Origin of the sequence: Paraburkholderia sp. BR14312, assembly GCF_040948675.1 — a bacterium.
Taxonomy (GTDB): domain Bacteria; phylum Pseudomonadota; class Gammaproteobacteria; order Burkholderiales; family Burkholderiaceae; genus Paraburkholderia; species Paraburkholderia nodosa_A.
Map to the genome: position 1 here is coordinate 207,516 of NZ_JBFPKI010000009.1, position 23,961 is coordinate 231,476.

The following is a 23,961-nucleotide window of genomic DNA, read 5'->3' on the forward strand; positions in this document are numbered from 1 at the left end:
TCCGATCTGACAAATGTTGCCCTTTATCCGCGCCAGAGGTCGCCGGCGGCGAATACGGGGTCCCGCCTCGCCAGACCGGGAGGCCATCGTTCAAGGAGTTAGCATGTCCACGCCCTCACGGACCCTCGGCGGCAAAAGCGAAACGGTCCGGCTCACGTCGGGACTCGTCGCGCTGTTCGCCTTCGCCTGCGGCGCCATCGTCGCGAACCTGTACTACGCGCAACCGATCACGTTGCTGATCGGCACCTCGCTTCATATGTCCGGCGACACCGCGAGCCTCGTCGTCTCGCTCACGCAGATCGGCTATGCGCTCGGGCTGTTCTTCATCGTTCCGCTCGGCGACCTGCTGGAAAACCGCAAGCTCATGATCGCGACCGCACTGGTCTCGATCGCGAGCCTCGCGGCGGCCTCGGTCGTGCATTCGGCGAGCTGGTTTCTCGTGCTCTCGTTTCTGATCGGCTTCAGCTCCGTCGCCGTGCAGATCCTGATTCCGCTCGCGGCGCACCTCGCGCCCGACCACTCGCGCGGACGCATCGTCGGCACCATCATGGGCGGCCTGCTGCTCGGCGTGCTGCTCTCGCGCCCGCTCGCGAGCGTGGTCGCCGACCACCTGGGCTGGCGCGTGGTGTTCGGCGGCGCCGCGGTTCTGATGGCGCTCGTCACGGCCGTGCTCGCGCTCACGATCCCGCAGCGCCGTCCCGAGCATCGCGCCACCTACCTCGAACTGCTCGGCTCGCTCATCGCGCTTACGCGCAGTCTGCCCGTGCTGCGTCACCGGGCGCTCTACCAAGGCCTCATGTTCGCCACGTTCAGCCTCTTCTGGACGGCGGTGCCGATCGAATTGACGCGTCAGTACGGCCTCACGCAGTCGGAGATCGCACTGTTCGCACTCGTGGGCGCGATCGGCGCCACCTCCGCACCGGTGGCGGGACGCCTCGCCGACGCCGGTCATTCCGTGCGCGCCACGCTCGTCGCCCTGAGCACGGCCGCGCTGTCGTTCCTGCCAGCGCTCGTGCATCCCGCATGGGGCGTATTCGGCCTCGTCGTCACCGGCATCACGCTCGATTTCGCCGTGCAAATGAACATGGTGCTCGGCCAGCGCGAGATCTATGCCCTGCATGCGTCGAGCCGCAACCGCCTCAACGCACTTTACATGACGAGCATCTTCGTGGGCGGCGCGATCGGCTCGGCGCTCGCCAGCACGCTGTTCGAGCGCGGCGGATGGACGCTCGTTGCCAGCGTTGCCCTCGTTTTCCCGCTCATCGCGTTCGTCCACTTTCTGTTTGTCGGACGCGCCCACGTGCGCAGCAGCCGATAGAACGCGCAGTTCGTACCCGCAGTTCAATTTCGAGAACGTGCCCCCACAGGAAACTCGCCATGTCGTCCTTGCTTACTCCTTACGATCTGTCCGGCCTCGCGCTGCCCAACCGCGTCGCGATGGCGCCCATGACGCGCGCCCGCGCGCCGCATCGCGGCGAAGCCACCGCGCTGATGGCGCAGTATTACGCGCAGCGCGCGTCGGCGGGCCTCTTGATCAGCGAGGCGACGAACGTCAGCCCGCACTCCGCCGCGTTCGAACTCGCGCCGGGCCTCGTGACCGACGCCCAGGTAGCGGCCTGGAAGCCCGTGACCGAAGCGGTGCACGCGAAGCACGGCCACCTCTTCGCGCAACTCTGGCATAGCGGCCGGGTCAGTTCGATGGCGCTGCTCGACGGCAATCAGCCGCTCTCGCCCTCGGGGCTCAACGACGACCTCGAACAACTGCAGGTGTGGGGCCAACTGCAAAACGGCTACTACACGAAGATCCACGCCACGCCCTCGCGCGCCATGACGACCGACGAAGTCATCCAGGCCATCGCCGAGTACAAGCGCGCCGCCGTCAATGCGCTCGCCGCCGGTTTCGATGGCGTCGAAATCCACGCCGCCAACGGCTATCTGCTGCATCAGTTCCTCTCATCGACAACGAATACGCGCGACGACCAATTTGGCGGCTCGCTCGCCAACCGCGCGCGCTTTCTCGCCGAAGTCGTCAAGGCCGTGGGCGAAGTCATGCCGCTCGCGAAAGTGGGCGTGCGCGTTTCGCCGTACGCGGGTTACAACAACGTGCGCGACGCGAACCCCGATGGCACCTACGCCTACGTCGCGCGGATGCTCGACGAAGCGGGCATTGCGTATCTGCATGCGGCCGACACGAACGGCTGGAGCGGCCAACCCGACTTGCCCCGCATGATCGGGACCCTGCGCCCCGCGTTCCAGGGCACGCTGATGCTCAACGGCTCCATCACGCCTGCGGCGGCCGATCGCCTGATCGCCACGGGCGACGCGGATCTCGTCGCGTTCGGCCGCGCGTATATCGCGAACCCGGACCTCGTCGAGCGCATCGCCGCGAACGTCGAACTGGCCGCGCCGCGCCCGGTGGGCTGGTATGGCGGGGACAACGTCGGCTATGTCGATTACCCGCCGCATGGCGCCCCCTCCGGCGAACCGGCTGCGGCAAATGCCCTCCCCTCGTGAACGAGGAGATTGCATGAATCGCAAACACATTGTGCTGGCCGTTGGCGCGCTCGCGGTCGTGGGGCTGGCGGTGGCGGGCGCCATCATGTACGAGCCTGCCATCGCGCCCATCACGCCCCCAGCCCCCGACAGCTTCGACGCCCAGCTCAAGCAGGAAGGTGCGCGCGTTGTCGCCCTGGGCGACTGCGTGGTGTGCCACACCGCGAAGAACGGCAAGCCGTTCGCGGGCGGCCTGCCGCTCGCCACGCCGTTCGGCACGATCTACGCGACGAACATCACGCCCGACTCGCAAACGGGCATCGGCAACTGGTCGGAGGCTGCGTTCGCCCGCGCCCTGCGCCACGGCATCGCGCGCGACGGGCACCAGCTTTATCCCGCCTTTCCGTACGTGCACTTCACGCACATGACCGACCATGATGTTTCGGCGGCCTACGCCTATCTGATGAGCCGCGAGCCGGTGCAGGCCACCGTGCCCGCGAACGCACTCATCTTTCCGCTGAACTTCCGCCCGCTCGTGGCCTTCTGGAATGTGCTGTTCCTGCGCCCCGGCCCGCTCCAGCCGGACCCGGCGCAAGGCACGCAATGGAACCGCGGCAAGCTGCTGGTGGACGGGCTCGGCCACTGCGCGTCGTGTCACTCGCCGCTCAACGCCATTGGCGGAGAAAAGTCGGGGCAGGCGTTCGACGGCGGCATTGTCGACGGCTGGGAAGCGCCTCCCCTCAACGCGCTCTACGGCGCATCGAGGCCGTGGACGCGCGAGCAGCTCGTCACGTACCTGCGCACCGGCCGCGCCTCCGAGCATGGCGCGGCCGCGGGCCCGATGCTGCCCGTCACGCGCGACCTCGCAACCGTGCCGCGGTCGGACGTCGAGGCGATCGCCACGTACATTCTGTCGCTGCAAAAGGGCGAGCCGCCGTATCCGTCGCCAACGGTCGCGACGAGCACCTCGCATGAGGCTACACCGGCCGAGCAACGCGGTGCGGTGCTGTTCGCCGCATCCTGCGCGCAGTGCCACGGCAACGGCTCGCCCATGCAGACGATCGGCGAACGCCCCACGCTCGCCTTCAGCACGGCCGTCAACGCCGACACGCCGCGCAACGCGATCCAGATGATCCTGAACGGCATCAACTGGCACGGCGAGGACGCGATGAACTACATGCCCGCATTCAGCGGCGTTTATGACGACCGGCAGGTTGCCGATCTCCTCGCTTACGTGCGCGCAACGTGGTCCGCGAAACCCGCGTGGCCCGACGCCACCCCGCTCGTCGCCAAGCTCAGAAAGGAGGACAGTGCGCGATGATTACCCTGAATGTCAACGGCGTCCCGCACACGCTCGATATCGATCCGTCCACGCCGCTGTTGTATGCACTGCGAAACGATCTCGAACTGCACGGCGCGAAGTTCGGCTGCGGCCTGGGTCAATGCGGCGCGTGCACGGTGATCGTCGACGGCGAGGCCACGTTCTCCTGCCTCGTGCCGGTGAGCGCGATTGGCGCGCGCCCCGTACGCACACTCGAAGGACTGGGCAGCGCCGCGCATCCCGGAGCCTTGCAGAACGCCTTCATCAAGCACCAGGCGGCGCAATGCGGCTATTGCATCGCGGGCATGATCATGCGCGCCCAGGCGCTGCTCGACAAGAACCCGCACCCAGGCGAGCAGGAACTGCGCGATCACATGGAGCCGAATCTCTGCCGCTGCGGCACGCACATGCGCATTCTCGCAGCCGTGCGCGAAGTTGCAGGCATCGCTCAACCCCACACCGAAACGAAGGCGCAACGATGAGCCACCAGGACGATTTCGTCGACGAAGGCCGCCGCCACTTCATGATTTCGGGCGCACTGTTCGTTGCCTTCAGCATGGTGCCGGGCGCAAAGGTGTTCGCCCAGGAGGTGATCGCCGACGAAGGCGCGGCGGTGCATGTCTCGAAGGAGACCCAGGCGCTCGCGGGCAGTCTCAAGACCAACCCGATGCTCGACGCGTGGATCAAGATCACGCCCGAAGGCAACGTCACCGTATTCACGGGCAAGGTCGAACTCGGCACGGGCGTGCGCACGGCGCTGCTCCAGGTCGCGTCGGAAGAACTGAACATGGCGCCCGCGCTCATCACCTTCCTGACCGCCGACACCGGCGCGTCGCCCGACGAAGGCCTGACCGCGGGCAGCCACACCATCGCGGATAGCGGGACGGCCTTGCTCAACGCCGCCGCCCAGGTGCGCGGACATCTTGTGGAAGCCGCCGCGAAGCACTTCAACGTGGACAGCGCGACGCTCGTCGCGAACAACGCCGTGATCCGCGCGCGCGACGGCCGAATGATGAGCTATGGCGAGGCCGTCGGGCTCGTCAATCTCCATCGCAGCGCCACGCCCGCCTCGCCGCTCAAGGACCCGAAAACGTTCCGCGTAATCGGAACCTCGCTGCCGCGCGTGGATATCCCCTCGAAAGTCACCGGCGGCATGAGCTACGTTCAGGACATGGCGTTGCCGGGCATGCTGCACGCGCGCGTGGTGATGCCGCCGGTCTACGACGCACGCCTCATGGCGTATGACGAAGCCACGGTCATGAAAATGCCGGGCGTGGTCAAGATCGTGCGCAACGGCAGCATGCTGGCCGTCGTGGCGAAAGGCGAATGGCAAGCGGTCAAGGCGCAACGCGCGCTCGCCGCGGGCAGCACCTGGACGAATGGCCGCGCGCTGCCCGATCCGCACACGGTGCATCGCGACCTGAAAGTCATCTCGACGGAGCCGATCAAGATCGCGGATCACCACGCGCCCATGGCGCCCGCCGTCAAGACGCTCAGCGCACAGTTCACGAAGCGCTACATGATGCACGGCTCGATCGGTCCGTCGTGCTCGGTCGCCCTGTTCGACGGCACGCAGATGACCGTCTGGACGCATTCGCAAGGGGTGTATCCACTGCGAGAGGCGCTCGCCGAAATGCTCTCGCTGCCCAAGATGCAGGTGCGCTGCGTACACGTGGAAGGCTCGGGCTGCTATGGCCACAACGGCGCCGACGACGTCGCCGCCCATGCAGCGCTGATCGCCGCGGCCATGCCGGGCCATCCGGTTCGCGTGCAATGGATGCGCGAACAGGAACATACCTGGGACCACTACACACCCGCCATGGTGACGGAGGTGAAAGCCGCGATCGACGCGAACGGCCGCATTGTCGACTGGAACTACGCGCTGTGGAGCAGCTCGCACAACGAGCGCATCGTCAACGCGGGGCGTCTGCTGCCCGCGCGCATGCTGGAAAAGCCATTCGTCTCCGCGCCGTCCACCCCGATGCTGCAACCCGAAGGCGGCGGCGACCGCAACGGCATTCCGCTTTACGTGTTGCCGAACCTCTACGTGATGAACAACTTCTCGCCGACCATGCCGCTGCAGACCTCGGCCATGCGATCGCTCGGTGCGCACATGAACGTGTTCTCCATCGAAAGCACGATGGACGACCTCGCCCATATGGCCGGCCTCGATCCCGTCGAGTTCCGCTTGCGGCATCTCGACGACGAGCGCGCGAAGGATGTCATCAAGCTCGCCGCGAAACAATTCGGCTGGCCGCGCGCGCCGCGCGCCCGCAATCATGGCGTGGGCTTCGGATTCGCCAAGTACAAGAACCTCATGGGGTACGTGGCCGTTGCCGTTGAAATCTCGATCGAGCCGGAGACGGGCGAGGTGACGCTCGAACACGCGGAAGCGGCGGTCGATTGCGGGCAGATCGTCAATCCCGATGGCATCCGCAACCAGATCGAGGGCGGCATCATCCAGTCTGCGAGCTGGACACTGCACGAGTCCCTGCAATTCGACACACAGCGCATTCGCAGCTTCGACTGGGGCACGTACCCCATCCTGCGCTACTCGTCGGTACCGAAACAGATCAACGTGCACTTGATCGACCGCCCCGGCGCCCCCTTTCTCGGCGCGGCCGAAGCGGCCATGGGACCGACCGCCGGCGCGCTCGGCAACGCGCTGTTCGACGCGAGCGGCAAGCGCGTTCGGGACATGCCGCTGGCCGGCGACTCGCTGCGCGAGCTCATCGAGGTGTGAACGACCATGGATACGCTACTGTCGATGCGCGTGTTCGCACGCATCGTCGAAACCGGCAGCTTCACCCGCGCTGCCGAACTCACGGGGCTCACTACGCCGCGCGTTTCCGCGCTCCTGCGGCAACTGGAGCAGCACTTGCGCTGCAAGCTGCTCAACCGCACCACGCGCCGTGTGTCGCCCACGGAAGACGGGAGCACCTACTATCAGCGCTGCGTTGCGGTACTGGGCGAGATCGATGACATGGAGGCCTCGCTGTCACGCGCGCGTGTTGCGCCCAGAGGCAAGCTGCGGGTCAATATGCCGACGGCCATGGCCAAACGCGTCGTGATTCCCGCTCTGCCCGAATTCGTCGACCGCTTTGCCGACATCTCGATCGACCTGGCGGTCACCGACCGACAGGTGGACCTCGTGGGCGAAGGCGTGGATTGCGTCGTGCGCGTGGGCGAATTACCGGACTCCGCCATGGTGGCAAGACGCATAGGCAGCATGTCCACCTGCACCTGCGCGACGCCCGCCTACCTGGAGCGGCACGGCACGCCCGAGAACGTGGACGACCTGACTCATCATAGCGCCGTCGCCTACGTATCGGCGGACACGGGGCGCCCGCGCCCCTGGGAGTATGTGGTGGACGGCGCGTGGCGCACGGTGCCCATGCGCGGAGCGATAGCAGTGAGCGACGCCGACGCGCAGGTCGAGTGCGCGCTCGCCGGTCTCGGCCTCGTCAAAACGTCGCTCTACCTCGTGGAGCCCGCCATTCGCGCCGGCCGGTTGCAGGAAGTGCTGGCCGAGTTCAACACGCCGCCACGGCCGGTTTCCGTGGTGTATCCGCCCAATCGCCACATGCCACCGAAGCTGAAGATGTTCATCGAATGGCTCTCGGCGCTCTACGCGGGCATTCCGGCGTTGCAGGGGCAGCGTCTTTCATGAGCGCGCGCTCACATGGGTACCGGAGGGCGAGGCATGGCGCCTGCTAGCCATCGGCGGACAATCTTTGTATGATCCCCACGACGCAACCAGTGGTGATCCAGCATGCCGCGAAAGAAAACGGAGGAAGCCGCGACGCCGCAAGCGCAACCGGCCACGGCGCGCCGCCTCGCGCCCGAAGTGCGCGAGCGGCAGATCCTGCTCAAGGCTGTCGACCACTTCGCCACGCACGGCTTTTCGGGCAGCACGCGCGAACTGGCGCGTCAGCTCGGGGTCACGCAACCCCTGCTCTACCGCTATTTCCCAAGCAAGGAAGCGCTCATCGACCGCGTGTACGACGAGGTCTACCAATGGGACTCGTCGTGGGAAAAGCTGATTCTCGACCGCTCGATTCCCATTCAGGAGCGCATGGTCACGTTTTATCACGGCTATTCCCGCATCATCCTGCGCCGCGAGTGGATCCGTATTTTCATCTTCGCGGGGCTGACCAAGGAAGGCATCAACTCGAAATACCTCGCGCGCCTGCGCGAGCGCGTGTTCGTTCCGGTGATGAACGAGATTCGCGAGGCTTACGGCGTCGAGCCCGCGAACAGTGCGCAGCAACGCGCGGCCGATCTCGAACTGATCTGGAGCCTGCACGCCAGCATTTTCTATATCGGCGTGCGCAAATGGATTTACGGGCTGCCGGTTCCCGACGACCTCGAAGCCCAGATTGCCTTGCAGATCGATGCCTTCCTCAACGGCGTTCCGGCAGCGCTCAAGCATCTGCGGCCCGCGCCCGCGGCAAAATCGCCCCGCGCGAAACAGGCGAAAACGGCGTCCTGACGCTGGCGTTCGTCATCGCGCTTCACGCGAGTGACGCCCGCGTTGACGCACTTACTTCGCATGTTGTTGCGCGATCCGAAACGCGGGATTGCATTGCCCGTAGATTCCGCGTCGCCGCGCCCTCCTTAAGCTACACGTTCCACTTCGCAAACAACCCGCGATCTCGCGCGCGCCCCGTGCGAATCGCGCCCTCATCATCCGGCAGGATCGTATGGACAGCGTGAACATGGAGGTAGTGAAAACGGCGGCCCGGTGGCTCGGCGAGCATCGCAGGGTTTTGCTAGTCACGGTCGTCAAGACGTGGGGCTCGTCGCCGCGGGCGCCGGGCTCGATGCTGGCGATCCGCGACGACGGGCTCGCGGCCGGTTCCGTGTCGGGCGGCTGTATCGAAGACGACCTGATTGCGCAGGTGCGCGCCTCGGGAATCGCGGCGGGAGCGCCGCGCGTGGTGCGCTACGGCATCACCGCCGACGAAGCCCACCGTTTCGGTCTGCCATGCGGCGGTACCCTCGAACTCGTGCTCGAAACCCTGGGCGTTGCGAGCCAGTTGCCGCAGCTACTCGATGCCCTGCAGGCCGGGCGGCTCGTGACCCGCACGCTCGATCTCGCCACGGGGGCCGTACGCATGGGCCCCGCATTCGCGACGGATGGGCTGCGTTTTGACGGCGAGCGCCTGCACACGGTGCTCGGCCCGCGCTACCGCCTGCTCGTCATCGGCGGCGGCCAGCTCTCGCAGTACTTCGCGCGGATGGCCGTGGGACTCGACTACCACGTGACCGTATGCGACCCGCGCGACGAATACGCCGACACGTGGGACGTGCCCGAAGCGAAGCTCGTGCGCGACATGCCCGACGACGTGGTGACCGCCATGCGGCTCGATGAGCGTAGCGCGGTCGTTGCGCTCACACACGATCCCAAGCTCGACGATCTCGCGCTGATGGAGGCGCTCAGGACGCCCGCGTTCTATATCGGCGCGCTGGGCTCGCGGCGCAACAACGACGCCCGGCGCATCCGCCTGCGCGAGTTCGATCTCGACGACGAGCAGATCGCCCGGATGAGTGGCCCCGCCGGCCTGCATATCGGCAGCCGCACGCCGCCCGAGATCGCCATATCGATACTCGCGGAGCTGATCGCCGCGAAAAACGGCGTGCTCGTGCCCGCGCACATGCGGGTGCGCTACGGCAAGGCAGAGGCGGCGAATCAAAGCGCGAGCAGTTGCGGTATCTAGCCCATATTGCGCTGCACGCAACGTCGTTTTCCACTTTGCCGTGATTCTCAGCGTGGCGCTCGCCGCGTAAGGTTTCGTTACGGGATTCGCGAGAGCGCGAATCCCACACCGTCACACACTACGCAAAGGGATCGCCATGTCCAGCACGCTTTTCTCCCCCGTCGATGTCGGCCCGGTCCGCCTGTCCAACCGCGTTGCCGTTTCACCCATGTGCCAGTACAGCGCCACGAACGGCGAAGCAAACGACTGGCACCTCATGAATCTCATGCAGTTCGGGATTTCAGACGCGGGACTTATCATGCTGGAGGCGACCGCCATCGAGCCGCGCGCGCGCATCACACACGGCTGCCTCGGACTCTATGACGACGCAACGGAAGCGGCGCTTGCCCGAGTCATGGCATCGGCACGCGCGGTCGCGCCGCAAGGCGCGCGATGGGGCATCCAGGTTGGCCATGCGGGACGCAAGGCGTCGGCGCAACGGCCGTGGGAAGGCCGCGGCGCGCTCGGCGAGAACGAGCAGCCGTGGACGACCGAAGCCCCTTCCGCCATTCCTTTCGCCGCGGACTGGCACACGCCGCGCGCCATGACAACGAGCGACATCGCCCGGGTTCGTGAACACTTCGTCGAATCGGCTCGGCGTGCCGTGCGCCTCGGCTTCGACATCGTCGAGATCCACGCCGCACACGGCTACCTCCTGCACCAGTTCCTCTCGTCGCTCGCGAACCAGCGCGACGACGAATACGGCGGCAGCCTCGAAAACCGCATGCGCTTCGCGCTGGAGGTTGCCGATGCCGTGGCCGCCGCGCTGCCCGACCACGTGGCGCTCGGCTTTCGCATCACCGGCACGGACTGGCTGCCCGGAGGGATCACGGTGGAAGAAGCGGCGACGCTGGCCACGGCCCTGAAGGCGCGCGGCGTGAGCTACGTGTGCGTGACGTCGGGCGGCGTGACGCACGCCTCGATCAAGGTTACGCCGGGCTATCAGGTGCCGCTCGCCGAGCACGTGAAGGCCGCCAGCGGCATCGTCACGCGAACCGTCGGCATGATCGTCGATCCGCATCAGGCCGAAGCCATCATCGCCGAAGGCCAGGCCGATATCGTCGCCATTGGCCGCGCGTTTCTGGACGACCCGCGCTGGGTCTGGCACGCCGCCGAACGCCTCGATGCGCTCGACGCGATTCAATACCCGCCGCAGTACGAACGCGCGGGCGCACCGCACTGGCGCGGAGCCGCCCTGCTGCGCCCTCACGATGCTCTGAGCCTCGCCTGATTCGAGCGATATGCCCCCTGGAGCGCATGCCCGCTCCAGGGTAAACACCCGTGCGTTTGCGCTTGGTAATCGGGCGGGTTCTTCCCTACAATTTATCAACCGATCAGTTATCGATCGATAAATTACGAGGAGCGTCTCATGCCAATTTCCCGGCTCGCCCACTACTCGATCCGCGCGACCGATCTCGAACGTTCGTGCCGGTTCTACGAACGTGTGCTCGGCTTCAGGCGCGGCTACCGCCCGCCCTTCGACTTTCCCGGCGCGTGGCTATACCGGGGCGGCGACGAAGCCGACTACGGCATCGTCCACATCATCGGCGTGGACGCGGACAACCCCGAGGGACTGGCCGCGTACCTGGGCGACAAGGCCCCGGTGGAAAGCGGCACAGGAACCGTCGATCACATCGCATTTCTTGCAACCGGCGTGCAGGCAATGTGGGAAACGCTGCGCGCCGAAGGGCTCGAATGGCGCGACCGCACGGTGCCGAGCCTCGGCCTGCATCAGATCTTCGTGGAAGACCCCTCGGGCGTCACCATCGAACTGAACTTCCCCGCCGCTGAAGTCGAACAAGGCGAGGCGAAAGCGTTGGCAGCATTGAACGAAACAAGCGATCTGGCAAAGGCAGGGAACTGAGATGAACGGCAAAACTACGAAGGGCACCGCGATCGTGGTGGGTGGCTCGCTTGGCGGCTTGTTCGCCGCCAACCTGCTCGCACGTGACGGCTGGGTGGTAAAGATTTTCGAACGCGTGCCGGAAGCGCTTTCGGGACGCGGCGCGGGCATCGTCACGCACCCGGAGCTGTTCGCGGCGCTGAGTGCGGCGGACATCCGCTTTGACGACACGATCGGCGTGAGCGTCGACAAGCGCGCCACATTCGATCAGGATGGCGAATTGATTTCCGCCTGCGAAATGCCTCAGGTGCTCACTGCATGGGGAAAAATGTATAGCGTGCTGCGCGGCTCGATCCACGACGCTCACTATTACCCCGGCGTGTCGGTCGTGCGCGTGGACGAGGACGCCGAGCGCGCCACCGTCACGCTGGCAGACGGCACGACGCACACGGCAGACCTCGTGATCGCGGCGGACGGCCTGCGCTCGGCAATTCGCGAGCAGTTTTTGCCGCGCGTGGCCTTGCAGTACGCGGGCTATGTCGCATGGCGCGGTCTGGTCGATGAAGCGGCCATTTCCGCGCCCACGCACGCGGCGCTCTTCGACAAGTTCGCGTTCTGCCTGCCCCCGCGCGAACAGATTCTCGGCTACCCCGTGGCCGGCCACGCCAACAGCACCCGGCCCGGCGAGCGGCGCTACAACTTCGTCTGGTACCGCGCGACCGACGAGCAGATAGCGCTTCGCGACATGCTCACCGACGCGTCGGGCAAGCGCTGGGAAGGCGGCATCCCGCCCACGCTGATTCGCGACGACGTGCTGGCCGACATGGAAGACGCCGCGCATGCGCTGCTCGCGCCGCAGTTCGCCGAGATCGTGACGAAAGCCGCGCAGCCGCTCTTTCAGCCCATCTTCGATCTCGAAGTGCCGCGCATGGCCTTTGGCCGCATCGCCCTGCTCGGCGACGCCGCGTTCGTGGCGCGCCCGCACTGCGGAATGGGCGTGACCAAGGCCGCGGGCGATGCGATGGAACTCGTCAAGGCGTTGCGCGAAGGCGCCGACGTGCGCGCTGCGCTGGAAGCCTATAGCGCCGTTCGCACGGAATTCGGGGCCGCCATCGTTCAGCATGCGCGCCACCTGGGCGCGTACATGCAGGCGCAGCTCAAGGATGAGTCCGAGCGCGAGATGGCCGAACGTTACCGCACGCCCGAGGCGGTGATGCGCGAGACGGCCGTTCCCTGGGCGGCTTGACGACACACGCACGGCGCACAACGGCGATGCACGACCAACGCGACGCCGCGCGAGCCAAACACGACATATACGGAGACAACGTGGAACACACTCTTTCCTCTCACGGCGCATACGGGCCCGAAGAGGCGGCGCTGCCCGCCGATCCCCCGCAAACACTGGTCGGCAATCCCCGCTTCGCCGCGCTCGTGAAAAAGCGCCGCGCCTTCTCATGGGGGCTCACCGCCTTCATGCTCAGCGCTTATTTCGCGTTCATCCTGTCGCTCGCCTTCAACGCGAAATGGCTCGGCATGCCCATTACGCAGGGCGAGCCGATGACCTGGGGGCTCCCGGTCGGCTTTGGCATGTTCGTGTTCACGTTCGCGCTCGTGGCCATCTATGTCGCACGTGCCAACGGCGTACACGACGCGATGGTCGAAGCCTGCGCCAAAGGGGAGAAGTCATGAAACGCCTGGCACTCCTCGCGTGTTATACGCTGTCGGTCGTGCCCGCCGCGGCGCAAGCGGCGCCGGCCCCGTCCATCGCACAAGGCCACAATACGCTGGCCATCGGCATGTTCCTTGTTTTCGTCGCCTCCACACTCTTCATCACCAAATGGGCGGCGCGCAGGAACAACAGTGTATCCGACCATTATGCGGCGGGCGGCAAGATCACCGCGCTCCAGAACGGCTGGGCCATTGCGGGCGACTACATGTCGGCCGCTTCGCTGCTCGGGATCTCCGCGCTGGTGTTTACGAGCGGCTACGACGGCTTGATCTACTCGATCGGCTTTCTCGCAAGCTGGCCGATTATTCTGTTCCTGATCGCGGAGCCGCTGCGCAACCTCGGCAAATACACGCTCGCGGACGTCGTGTCATGGCGCCTCGCGCAGCGCCCGATCCGTGCGTTCGCGGCGTCCAGTTCCATCGTCATCGTGCTGCTTTATCTCGTCTCGCAGATGGTGGGCGCGGGCAAGCTGATCGAACTGCTGTTCGGCCTGCACTACAGCGTGGCCGTGGTGACGGTGGGCGTGCTGATGGTCGTTTATGTGTTCTTCGGCGGCATGCTCGCCACCACGTGGATCCAGATCATCAAGGCGGTGCTGTTGGTCGCGGGCGCGGCGTTCATGGCGTTCATGGTGCTCGCGCGCTTTGGCTTCAGCCTCAATGCGCTTTTTGCCCAGGCGGTTGCCGTGCATCCGGCGCATGACGCGATCATGCGGCCGGGCGGCCTGGTCTCCGATCCGGTTTCGGCCGTGTCGCTGGGCCTCGCGCTCATATTCGGCACCGCGGGTTTGCCGCATATCCTGATGCGCTTTTTCACGGTCCGCGACGTCAAGGCTGCGCGCACGAGCATTCTTTACGCTACGGGCATCGTCGGCATTGGCTACGCCCTCATCATCGTGATCGGCTTTGGCACGATTGCGCTCGTGGCGACGGATCCAAGCTATCACACGCCTTCGGGCGCGGTGATCGGCGGCGTCAATATGGTCGCGATTCATCTCGCGCACGCGGTGGGCGGCGACGTCTTTCTGGGCTTTATCTGCGCCGTTGCGTTCTCGACCATTCTTGCCGTCGTGGCGGGTCTCACGCTCGCGGGGTCCTCCGCGATCTCGCATGACCTCTACGCGAACGTGCTGCGCCGTGGCAAGGCTTCCGAGCGCGACGAAATGCGCGTCTCGCGCATCACCACCCTCGTTCTGGGCGTACTTGCCATTGTGCTCGGGCTCGCTTTCGAAAAGCAGAATATCGCGTTCATCGTCAGCCTGACGTTTTCGATTGCCGCAAGCTCGAATTTCCCGGTGCTGCTGTTGTCGATTTACTGGCGTGGCATGACCACGCGCGGCGCCGTGGCGGGCGGCACGATTGGACTCGCCGTAGCCGTGGCGCTGACCGTGCTCAGCCCAACGGTGTGGGTGCAGGTGCTCGGCCACGCTCACGCGGCTTATCCGTACGAATATCCCGCGCTCTTCTCGATGATCTGCGCTTTCGCGGGCACGTGGCTTTTTTCGGTCACCGACCGTTCAGCGCGCGCGCAACGCGAGCGCATGCTGTTCGATTCGCAAACCGTCAGATGTGAAATGGGCGCCACGCATGGTGCGTAAGCCTCTCAAGACACTCTCAACATAAAAACAGAAGGAGACAGCGTATGGATTGCACGTGCTGTATTTCCCCGGCTCGCCGCCGTTTGCTCGGCGCACTGGGCGCGGTTGCCGGGGGAGCCGCACTCGGCGTGAGCGCCAAACCCGCGCAGGCGGCGCAAGCCGTGGCGGCGCCCATCACCCAGCGTTCGATCGATGTTCATGCGCACTATTACCCCGAATCGTACTGCGACCTCGTGGGTAAGGAAGGCTCGAAATACGGCGGCAGTTTCGTATGCGACGGGCACTCGTTCACCTTCAAGACACCGGCCGGCGGCCTGGGTCCGTTGCCGATGAAGTTCATCGACGTCGACCAACGCCTGCGGGACATGGACGCCGGTGGCGTAGACGTTCAGGCGCTCTCCCTGAGCGTCCCCATGGCGTACTGGGGCGACCGCGCGTTCAATGCGCGATTGGCGAAAACGTGGAACGCGGCCGCGTCGGACGTCTATCGCGCACACCCCACACGATTCGTCGTGCTGGCCACGCTGCCGATGCTGGACGCGCACGACGCGCTCGACGAACTCGATCGCGCAGCGGCGTTGCCGGGCGTGCGCGGCGTGTATATGGGCACGAACATCGACAATCGCGATCTCGACGATCCCCGCTTCGATCCGATTTTCGCCCGCATCGCGCAGATGGGGTTGCCGGTCTTTCTGCATCCCCAACAAACCGTCGGCGGGAGCCGCCTGGCCGACTACTACCTGAGCAATCTGCTCGGCAATCCTTTCGACACCGCCATTGCCGCGTCGCATCTGATTCTCGGCGGCGTGATGGACCGCTATCCCACGCTGGAAATCACGCTCCCACATGCGGGCGGGGCTTTGCCGATTCTGCTGGGGCGCATCGATGCCGGGTGGAACGTGCGGCCCGAAACGCGCAAGCTCGCCCAGCAGCCCAGCAGCTACGCGCGCCGCTTCAGCTACGACTCGGTTTCGCATTCCGGGCCCGTACTCGAGTTTCTCATCAAGAACGTCGGCGTGGATCGACTCGTGCTTGGCAGCGACTACTGCTTCGATATGGGATACGAACAGCCCGTGCGTTTTCTCGACCGCGTTCCACTCGACAACGCCGAACGCAACATGATCGTGGGCGGCAACGCCGCCCGACTGCTGCGCATCTAGCCGCGCCCTCCCGCCTCAATACGCGAGCGTCCCGCCACAGCGCGGGCGCTCGCGTATCTGTACGGTCTCATTTCCGTGGGCACTGCGTGGTCGCCCAATCAATCCGGCCATCACACCTGGCAAGCGCTGAGCGGGCAGAATCAAAGCCCCCGCTGGGGCCTGCGCGGCACGGAGGACCTGGGCGGCGGCAATAGCGCCGTATTCGTGCTGAAAAACGGCTTCAATCCCTACACCGGCGGCGCAAGCCAAATTGGCCGCCTGTTCGGACGCCAGACCTATGTGGGCCTTTCCAGCCAGAGATGGGGCACGCTCACGGCCGGCCGTCAATATGACGCCGTGGTCGATTACCTCGGGCCGAACACGGCGTGGAACTGGCTGGGCAGCGGTGGCGACAGCGACAACACGTTCAACAATATCCGCATCCAGATGTGGCCCTGCGTGTGGGCGTGCCCGACCTCGACGACCGTCTCATCGTCAAGACGCCCGGCAAAAGCGAGCGCTTTCTCGTGGCGAGCCCGGCATGGCTGCAGCGCTATGGACACCCCGCAACGCCCACTGACCTGGCACGCGCGGAATGCCTGCAATTCGCCTATAAGCCGGGCCGGCGGCAACGCTGGAATTTTCGCTCGGGCGACGCGATCGTGCCCGTTATCGTGACCGGCCAACTCGTGACCAATAACCTCGACATGATCGCGGGCGCCGCGGTTGGCGGCCAGGGCGTGGCCTTGCTGCCGAAATGGCTCGTCGCGCCCGACGTCGCGGCCGGTCGCCTCGTGAGGCTGTTCGAGGACAGCGAGATCACGGCCGACTCGGGCGAGGCATTCGTCTACGCGACCTACCTTCCCAACCGGCGCCTTTCGCGCAAAGTTCGCGCATTCATTCGATTTGTCGAGAGATTATCCATTTAGAAGGAAACACGCTACAAATTGCAATGAAGCGCGTTTACACTTGAGCACTCCATTGCGCCGTTCATTTTGTCGACGCGCCATTCAACATTAAAGAAGGGAGGCAGAACATGTACGTTTTCGGTCGAGTTTCGGTCTCCCTCGGGGGGCGTCAGGTATATCTCGATGGACAGCCGTTGGCGCTGGGCGCACGGGCGTTCGACATTCTCGAATTGCTCATTCGTGCCGAAGGCGCCATCGTGACCAAAGACGAGATCTTGCGGCTCGTCTGGCCCACCACCTTCGTTGTCGAGAATAATATTCAGGTGCATATTTCGGCGCTGCGCAAGCTGCTTGGCGAAGGATGGATTCGCACTGTCTTGGGGCGAGGCTATCGGCTCGTGCGCCCTTCGTCGCAGCCATCAAGCGCGTCGAGCACCGTTGAGGGTGCGGCCGTGCTGAAGCAGGATAGCGACAACCGCCAGCGCGCATGGGCGCTCGCCGGCCGTGAAGATCAGGCGCGCCGACTGTACGAACGGCTTCAGCACGAATCGCTCATCACGGTCACCGGGCCCGGCGGCGTGGGTAAAACGCGGCTTGCCCTCACCGTGGCGAAAGCGTGGGCCGAGGACAATCGCGCCGCTTTTTGCCACGTCGATTTCGCCGACCATATCGATCGCTGTTCCTGTTATGCGGAACGACTGCCTATGCTGTTGCAGGAACTTCGCGACGGCAGCGCCGGGATTGCGGAAATCGCGAGCGAAATTGGCGATCGGCGCATCGTGCTCGTGCTGGACAATTGCGAGCGTGAAGTGGGGAGCGTCGCCGCACTATGCGAGTGCATTCTCGCCGCGAACCGCAACGCGGTGCTGCTCGCGACCAGCCGCGAGCCGCTGCGCGCAAAGGGCGAATATCTTCACACGGTACCGCCGCTTTCACTGCCCCATGAAGGTGCGGACGAAGCGGCCATTCTCGCCAGCGGTGCCGTAACGATGTTCTTCGATCGCGCGAGAGCCACGGGAACCGAATTTCCGCAAAACCCGCAAACACTCGCGGCAATCGCCGATGTTTGCCGGCGCCTGAGCGGCCTGCCGCTCGCGCTCGAACTCGCGGTTGCGCGCGCCGCTTTGCTGGGCGCACAGGCGCTCGCGCATGAGCTACAGGGTTCTGCTTTGGGTCTCGCCGGCAGGTCGCGAACCGCGCATCCTCGCCAGCGCACCCTGCGCGCTTCGATCGAATGGAGCTATCTCCAGCTTGGCGCAGCCGAACGCACGGTGCTGCATCGTCTGGCCGCTTTCGAGGCGCCATTCGACCTGGCCAGCGCCTGCAAAGTCGCCGCTGTCGACGGCATTCAGCGCGACACGGCTTTGGAATGCGTACACGGGCTCGCCGCAAAATCGCTGCTGACTTTGCACTCCGAAGGGGCGAACCGGCTCTACTCGCTCTTTCCCATCGTGCGCGCCTACGCTGCCGAGCGGCTGGCCGAGTCCGGGAAGCGCGTTCCCCTTGCGCCGCAAAGCCCGCTTTCGAGCGCCCTTGCACCGGATTGCGCGAACATTCGGTCACTGCGCGACTCGAACAGCAAGCTGTACTCGCATTAACGGCGGGTTCAGAGGGTTCTGAATTAATCTGCCCCACATTTCAGCACGCCGGCGATTTTCCCCAACACTACGCTAATGATCGAGCCGCCTTGCTCAATCATTACGACAACGCCTGCATTCGCTAAAAATCCTTAAGTGTTATGAACGCAGGCGGCAATCGCTGGATATGCCGAAACCTGTCCTCCATACTGCGGCTTACGCGCGAGGAATACGCTATTGCAGTATTCCTTGAATACTTCTCCACGAGGTTCTTGCGACGGCGCATCCGCGGCCCGCGAACGCGAAGCTAACAAGCTGCCCATTCAATGACCACGCATGCCAAGCCCTCCCACCCGGTTGCCGCACAGATTGAGAATGGCGCGGCCGTGGACGCCGCTTTCCCTGGCGTGCCCTTCGACATCGCCTGGTTCGAGCGCTGCGAGAAGCGCGAACTCGACCATGCCGACGGCGTCACGACCTGCCTGCTGCGCGAGCCCGGTGACGGCAGGTATTGGCTCGCGCGCCATGCGCTGAACACGTCGGCGATCGGCTGTGAGCGCCTGAAGCGCGAACTTGCCGTCAGCGCACGAATTAGCCTCCCTTGGGGCCTGCCGCCGGTGGAGTCCGTCTGGGGTGGCGAACGCTTCGTCATCGTGTACGAGGCAGGCGCGAGCAGCACGCTCGCCTCCTCTCTGGACACTCGGCAACTCGGCCTCGAAGCGTTTCTCGCCGTGGCCGCGGGCGCAGCGCGCGCGCTAGGCGAAGCGCATTCAGCGGGCCTTTGCCACGGGGATCTGAAACTCTCCAGCATCGTGCTCGCCAATGCCCAGGCCGACCTCGAAACCGACGCCGAAGCCTGCGCAATCCGCCTGACCGGATTCGATCCCGCGCCGCCTGAGGCGTATCGCGAACGCCTGAGCGCGCAGCCGTATCTGGCTCCGGAAGTCGCGCTCAATGACGCCCCTGCCGATCGCAAAAGCGCAGACCTCTATGCGCTGGGCGTGGCGCTCTACGCCCTGCTGACCGGCGAATTGCCCATCGACGCGCGAAGCGCGGCGGGTTGGTATCACGCGCGCCTCGCAATCGAACCTCTCCATCCGCGCCGACGCCGCGCGGACGTGCCCGAACCGCTCGCCGAAGTCCTGCTCAGGCTGCTCGCGAAAGACCCGCGCGAACGCTATGTCACGGCCGCTGCCGCCTATGCGGACTTGCAACGCATCCGCAACTCGCTTTGCGCGCCTGGCGGCGAAGCCCGCGTGGCCGTGGATGCCGGCGCATCGTCTCATCTCCTCAGCCTGCCTGGCCGGTTGTTTGGCCGGGCAACCGAGAAAGCCTTGCTCGACGATGCGCTTGCGCGCGTGGCCGCGACCGGCAAGACCGAAGTCGTGCTGATCTCCGGCAGCGGCGGCTGCGGAAAGTCAGCGCTCGTCGAATCGCTTTTCAACGACGTGCAGCGCCTCGGCTCTCGATTCGCGTCCGGCAAGGCCGACAAGCTTCGCACCACGATCCCTTACGCGCCGGTCGTCCAGATCGTGCGCGCCTTGACGCTGGCGCTGCTCGGCGAGGCCGACAACCTGCTCGCGTCCGTTCGCGAACGCTGGACTCAACGCCTCGAGGGGCAAGGGCGAGCGATCGCCGAACTCGTACCAGAAGTCGAACACGTCATCGGCCCCGGCGCGCCGCTTGCCGACGTGGCCGCGCCGCTCGCCCAGGCGCGTCTCGTGCGCGCGCTGCTGCACACATTCGCAGCGCTCGCACAGCCAGGCGCGCCGCTCGTCATTTTCTTCGACGACGTTCAATGGGCCGACCCCGCGAGCCTCGCGTTTCTGAGGGCGTTCTCTTCGGAACCGCCGCCGCACGTGCTGCTTCTTTGCGCGCACCGCGAATCCTCCGTCGACCGGCCTGGCCCGCACCAGTGGCTGCGCGAACTCGACGCATGCAAGACGATGCGCGTGACGCAAGTGCGTCTGCAAGCGCTTTCGGTGCGTGACCTCGCCGGTCTGATTGGCGCGACGCTCAACGAACCGGCCGAGCGCGTCGAGCCTCTGGCGCGCGCCGTACACGCGAAAACGGCCGGCAATCCATTCTTCTCGCGCCAGCTCCTGCGCATGCTGATCGACGACGAAGTGCTGGGCTACAGCGTCAAAGCCGCGGCCTGGACGTGGGACGAAGCGAGCATCGCGCAGCGCCTTTACTCCGACAACGTGATCGACCTGCTGATTCGCCGCTTCGATCGATTTCCGCAGGAAAGCGTGAAACTGGTCGAGTGGCTCGCCTGCGTCGGGATGCGATGCGACGTGGCACTGCTCGCGCAAATTGGCGGCATCACGCCGGGCGACGTTCATGAGCGTCTGCGCCCATTCGTCGATGCGAATCTGCTCGCGGCTCAACCCGAGGCTTACGCGTTTTTGCACGATCGCGTGCTCGAATCCGCTTACGCGCGTATCGATGCGCAAACGAAGCCGCATTATCACGCGCGCATCGCCTCCGTGATGATCGACTACTGGCGTGCGAGTCTCCCCGAGTCTGCGTTCGATATTGCCAGTCAGATCGAGCGCGCACCCAAAGAAGCGCTCGACCCCGAAACGCGGGTTGCGTATGTTCGTGTATTGATCCTGGCGGGCAAGCGCGCACGCAACGCCGCGGCCCTGGACCAGGCAACGGAATATGCCAACGTGGCCCTCGGCATGGTCGATGAACAGTGGTGGTCGAACCACTATGGCCTGACTTACGGCGCCCAACTGCTGCACTGCGAGTGTTTGCTGGCGCAGGCCAGACTCACGGATGCTCAACAACGCATCGACGCGTTGCTCGCCCACCCGCTCGCGATTCTCGACCGGGCCGGCGTGCATCGCCTCAAGGCCGTCCTGCAGACCGTCCAGTCCGATTACGAAGGCGCTTTGTCCACCGCGCTGGCCGGGCTTGCGCTGCTTGGCGTACATCTGCACCGCTCGCCAACAGCCGAACAGATGCGCGCCGCGTGCGAGTCGGTACAGATCGCGTTGCGGGGCCGCGCGATCGCGAGCGTGCGCCATCTGCCACCCTGCGAGGACCGGCGCATTCAGATCGTCATGGGCCTGCTCGCCACGCTCACTTCCTCGTTCTTCGTGACTGACGGGCTCGGCATCCTGCATCTCGCCAAGATGGTCGAACTCACGCTCGAACATGGCGTGACGCCCGAGTCGCCGTATGGTCTCGCGTGGTTCGGCGTCCTGTTCGCAGGCATGTACGAAGCGGCTGACGAAGGGCTCGCATATGGACAGGCTGCGCTGACGCTGGTCGATCAGCACGGTTTCGAAGCGCAGCGCGTGGCCACGCTCGTTGCCATCGATCAGGTCAGCGTATGGACGCGCCCGCTCTCTTTCGCGCTCGAGCACGCGCGGCAGGCGCGCGTGCTGGGGCGTGCCTCGGGCGACATCGGCATGGCCTGTTACGCGTGCAATCACATTGTTTCCGACCTGATTGCCATGGGCGAGAATTTGTCGCTCGTCGACGAAGAGGTCGAACGGGGACTCGAACTCACAGCGATCATCCAGTACCGCGATATCGAAGCGGTCCTGCTGGCACAACGCGATTTCGTTCACCAGTTGCAGCGAGCGAAGGACAGCACGGATCGACCCGAGCACACCGGCGCCGCGGTTTCGCAGATCGCCCGCTTTTTCCTGTACTTTTATGACGGCCTCGCGAAGCTATTCGCCGGAGCGTATTGCGCCGCGCGCACTCGCCTCGACGATGCGCGGGCGCTTGCCTGGACCGTGCCCGCGCATATCAACGTGGCCGACTGCCACTGGTATGGCGCGCTCGCAATTTCACGCGGGCAATTCACTTCGCACGACAGCGCGCTTTTCGAGCTTCGCACGCAGCGCGTGCAGTTCGCGCGCTGGGCCAATCAAAACGGTGCGACGTTTCGCAACAAGCTCCTCCTGATCGACGCTGAAATCGCGCGGCTCCAGGGCGATGCCTTCGGCGCGCTCGTCGCTTACGAGAAGTCCGCACAAGCCGCCGAAGCAGCGGGATTCACGCACGAACAGGCGCTCGCGCACGAATTCGCGGGCGAGCTTTGCATGGCGCATGCGCTGGAGAGCTCCGCGCGCCATCATTTGCATCAGGCAGCAATCTGCTATGGCCGCTGGGGCGCGGCGTTACCCGAGGAGCGTATTCACGAACGCCACCCACAACTGGCGTCCGTGGCGACCGACGAAGCGAGTCCGCGCAACGAAGTGCGGCAGCAGCCCTTTGTCGAGCTCGGCGTCGAAGCCGCGAAGGCAATCTCGGGCGAAGCCGTGACCGATCGCCTGGTCGAGAGGTTGCTGACGGGCATCACCGTGTACGCCGGGGCGCAATACGGCCTCTTGCTGCTCATGCACGACGACGGGCCGAAAATCGAAGCGTTGGCGCGCGTCGAATCGAATCACATGGCGGTCACGCTCAGATCCGTGGCACCCGACGATGAAGCCTTGCCGCTCGCCGTGCTCAATAGCGTCGTTCGCACGCGAAAGACGCTGGTGTTCGCGGAAGCAAGCGTCGAATCGCCGTTGCTGCGCGCGCGCACTAGCGCCGGGCGCACGCAACGCTCGGTGCTCTGCATGCCGCTGTTGCGGGGCGGATCGCTGGTTGGCGTCGTCTATCTGGAGAACAATCTCGCGCCTGGCGTCTTTGACCCGAGCCGCGTCGCCGGCCTTGAAGTGCTCGCGCCGCAGGTCGCGGTTTCCCTCGAAACCGCCCGCCTGTACGAAAGGCTCGTCGAGGAAAGCGAGCACCGCCTGAATGCGGAAGTCAGCCTGCGCTACGCGCGCGACGAACTCGCGCGCACCTCGCATCTCACGGTCATGGGCAGCGTCGCAGCCTCCATCGCCCACGAGGTGAACCAACCGCTCTCCGCAATCGCCACTTCGGTCGACGCCAGCCTGCGCTGGTTGCAGCGCGCCACGCCCAATCTCGAGGAAGTCGCGGCGGGCCTCGACCACATCAAGAGAACGAGCTTGCGTGCGGTCGAAATCATTCGCGCGCTGCGCGCACTCGCCAAGCAGGCGCCCGCGATTCTCGCGCCGCTACGCATGGACGACGTCGTGCGCGACGTGCTGGACCTGCTCCAACCGGAAGCACTAGCGCAGCAAATCCGCGTCGTCACCCAACTGGAAGCCGGCGACGCGATCGTTCAGGCGGATCGCGTCCAGCTGCAGCAGGTGGTGCTCAACCTGTTTACCAACGCCGTGGAGGCGATGAGCGAAACGGTGCTGGAAACGCGCACGCTTGCGATCTCCACGAGAGTGAGTGAGGGAAAGGTCGTGATGTCCGCGCGTGATCGCGGCACTGGAATTCCGGCAGACGTCCTCGAGCGGATATTCGATCCGCTCTATACGACGAAGGCGTCGGGCATGGGGATGGGCCTGGCGATTTGCCGCTCCATCGTCGAGAGCCATCACGGGACGCTCGATGCCTTTAACGTGGAGGACGGCGCCGAGTTTGTCATGACGCTGCCTATCGCCTGGCACGATGTCGCACCCCGGCGCGCGCGCAGCATTAACATTCAAGACTTTCCCGGTTACGCGCGTTAGCCTCCTGTCTGTTCGGATCCCACGCAATCCGGGTTGA

The 23,961-nt window shown here is 65.2% G+C and carries 17 protein-coding genes and 1 pseudogene; all 18 read left to right on the top strand.

From position 1 onward, the window contains the following. Positions 1–103: 103 nt before the first annotated feature. A complete protein-coding gene (locus tag AB3X98_RS25395; RefSeq protein WP_368602955.1) occupies positions 104–1,318 on the top strand; it encodes an MFS transporter in 1,215 nt (404 codons plus the stop codon). 59 nt (positions 1,319–1,377) lie between these two features. After that, complete coding sequence (locus AB3X98_RS25400) at positions 1,378–2,514, top strand: alkene reductase (protein WP_368602954.1); 1,137 nt, start codon at positions 1,378–1,380, stop codon at positions 2,512–2,514. A 13-nt stretch (positions 2,515–2,527) separates the two neighbouring features. Continuing rightward, positions 2,528–3,814: a c-type cytochrome gene (locus tag AB3X98_RS25405; protein WP_368602953.1), complete on the top strand. Its 1,287-nt coding sequence runs from the start codon at positions 2,528–2,530 to the stop codon at positions 3,812–3,814. After that, a complete protein-coding gene (locus tag AB3X98_RS25410) occupies positions 3,811–4,296 on the top strand; it encodes a (2Fe-2S)-binding protein (RefSeq protein ID WP_254316579.1) in 486 nt (161 codons plus the stop codon). Before AB3X98_RS25405 ends, AB3X98_RS25410 begins: the two co-directional genes overlap by 4 nt. Beyond that, on the top strand, positions 4,293–6,557 hold the full coding sequence (locus AB3X98_RS25415) for a molybdopterin cofactor-binding domain-containing protein (protein ID WP_368602952.1): 2,265 nt from the start codon (positions 4,293–4,295) through the stop codon (positions 6,555–6,557). The genes AB3X98_RS25410 and AB3X98_RS25415 overlap by 4 nt, the downstream gene beginning before the upstream one ends. Before the next feature lie 6 nt (positions 6,558–6,563). Continuing rightward, positions 6,564–7,484 (top strand): LysR family transcriptional regulator, encoded by a 921-nt coding sequence (locus AB3X98_RS25420; RefSeq protein ID WP_368602951.1) that lies wholly within the window; start codon positions 6,564–6,566, stop codon positions 7,482–7,484. A 102-nt stretch (positions 7,485–7,586) separates the two neighbouring features. Then, positions 7,587–8,306 (top strand): TetR/AcrR family transcriptional regulator, encoded by a 720-nt coding sequence (locus AB3X98_RS25425; protein ID WP_368602950.1) that lies wholly within the window; start codon positions 7,587–7,589, stop codon positions 8,304–8,306. Positions 8,307–8,517: 211 nt separating this feature from the next. Beyond that, on the top strand, positions 8,518–9,534 hold the full coding sequence (locus tag AB3X98_RS25430) for an XdhC family protein (RefSeq protein ID WP_368602949.1): 1,017 nt from the start codon (positions 8,518–8,520) through the stop codon (positions 9,532–9,534). 136 nt (positions 9,535–9,670) lie between these two features. Further along, positions 9,671–10,804 carry an NADH:flavin oxidoreductase/NADH oxidase gene (locus AB3X98_RS25435; protein ID WP_368602948.1) on the top strand — a complete coding sequence of 378 codons (1,134 nt, stop codon included), beginning with the start codon at positions 9,671–9,673 and terminating at the stop codon, positions 10,802–10,804. Positions 10,805–10,942: 138 nt separating this feature from the next. Further along, positions 10,943–11,437: a VOC family protein gene (locus AB3X98_RS25440; RefSeq protein ID WP_368602947.1), complete on the top strand. Its 495-nt coding sequence runs from the start codon at positions 10,943–10,945 to the stop codon at positions 11,435–11,437. Between the two features lies 1 nt (position 11,438). Beyond that, entirely contained in the window at positions 11,439–12,662 is a 1,224-nt protein-coding gene (locus AB3X98_RS25445; protein WP_368602946.1) for an FAD binding domain-containing protein, read from the top strand. An 80-nt stretch (positions 12,663–12,742) separates the two neighbouring features. Continuing rightward, positions 12,743–13,105, top strand: coding sequence for a DUF485 domain-containing protein (locus AB3X98_RS25450; protein WP_368602945.1), 363 nt, complete (start codon positions 12,743–12,745; stop codon positions 13,103–13,105). Next, entirely contained in the window at positions 13,102–14,742 is a 1,641-nt protein-coding gene (locus AB3X98_RS25455) for a cation acetate symporter (protein ID WP_368602944.1), read from the top strand. Before AB3X98_RS25450 ends, AB3X98_RS25455 begins: the two co-directional genes overlap by 4 nt. 44 nt (positions 14,743–14,786) lie before the next feature. Next, positions 14,787–15,902, top strand: a complete 1,116-nt coding sequence (locus AB3X98_RS25460) for an amidohydrolase family protein (RefSeq protein WP_368602943.1) — start codon at positions 14,787–14,789, stop codon at positions 15,900–15,902. A 69-nt stretch (positions 15,903–15,971) separates the two neighbouring features. After that, a pseudogene (locus AB3X98_RS25465) lies at positions 15,972–16,298 on the top strand (porin); the annotation flags it as partial. Positions 16,299–16,330: 32 nt separating this feature from the next. After that, positions 16,331–16,810: a substrate binding domain-containing protein gene (locus AB3X98_RS25470; protein ID WP_368602942.1), complete on the top strand. Its 480-nt coding sequence runs from the start codon at positions 16,331–16,333 to the stop codon at positions 16,808–16,810. A gap of 107 nt (positions 16,811–16,917) precedes the next feature. Continuing rightward, complete coding sequence (locus AB3X98_RS25475; protein WP_368602941.1) at positions 16,918–18,387, top strand: winged helix-turn-helix domain-containing protein; 1,470 nt, start codon at positions 16,918–16,920, stop codon at positions 18,385–18,387. A 305-nt stretch (positions 18,388–18,692) separates the two neighbouring features. Further along, complete coding sequence (locus tag AB3X98_RS25480; protein WP_368602940.1) at positions 18,693–23,924, top strand: AAA family ATPase; 5,232 nt, start codon at positions 18,693–18,695, stop codon at positions 23,922–23,924. Positions 23,925–23,961: the final 37 nt, after the last annotated feature.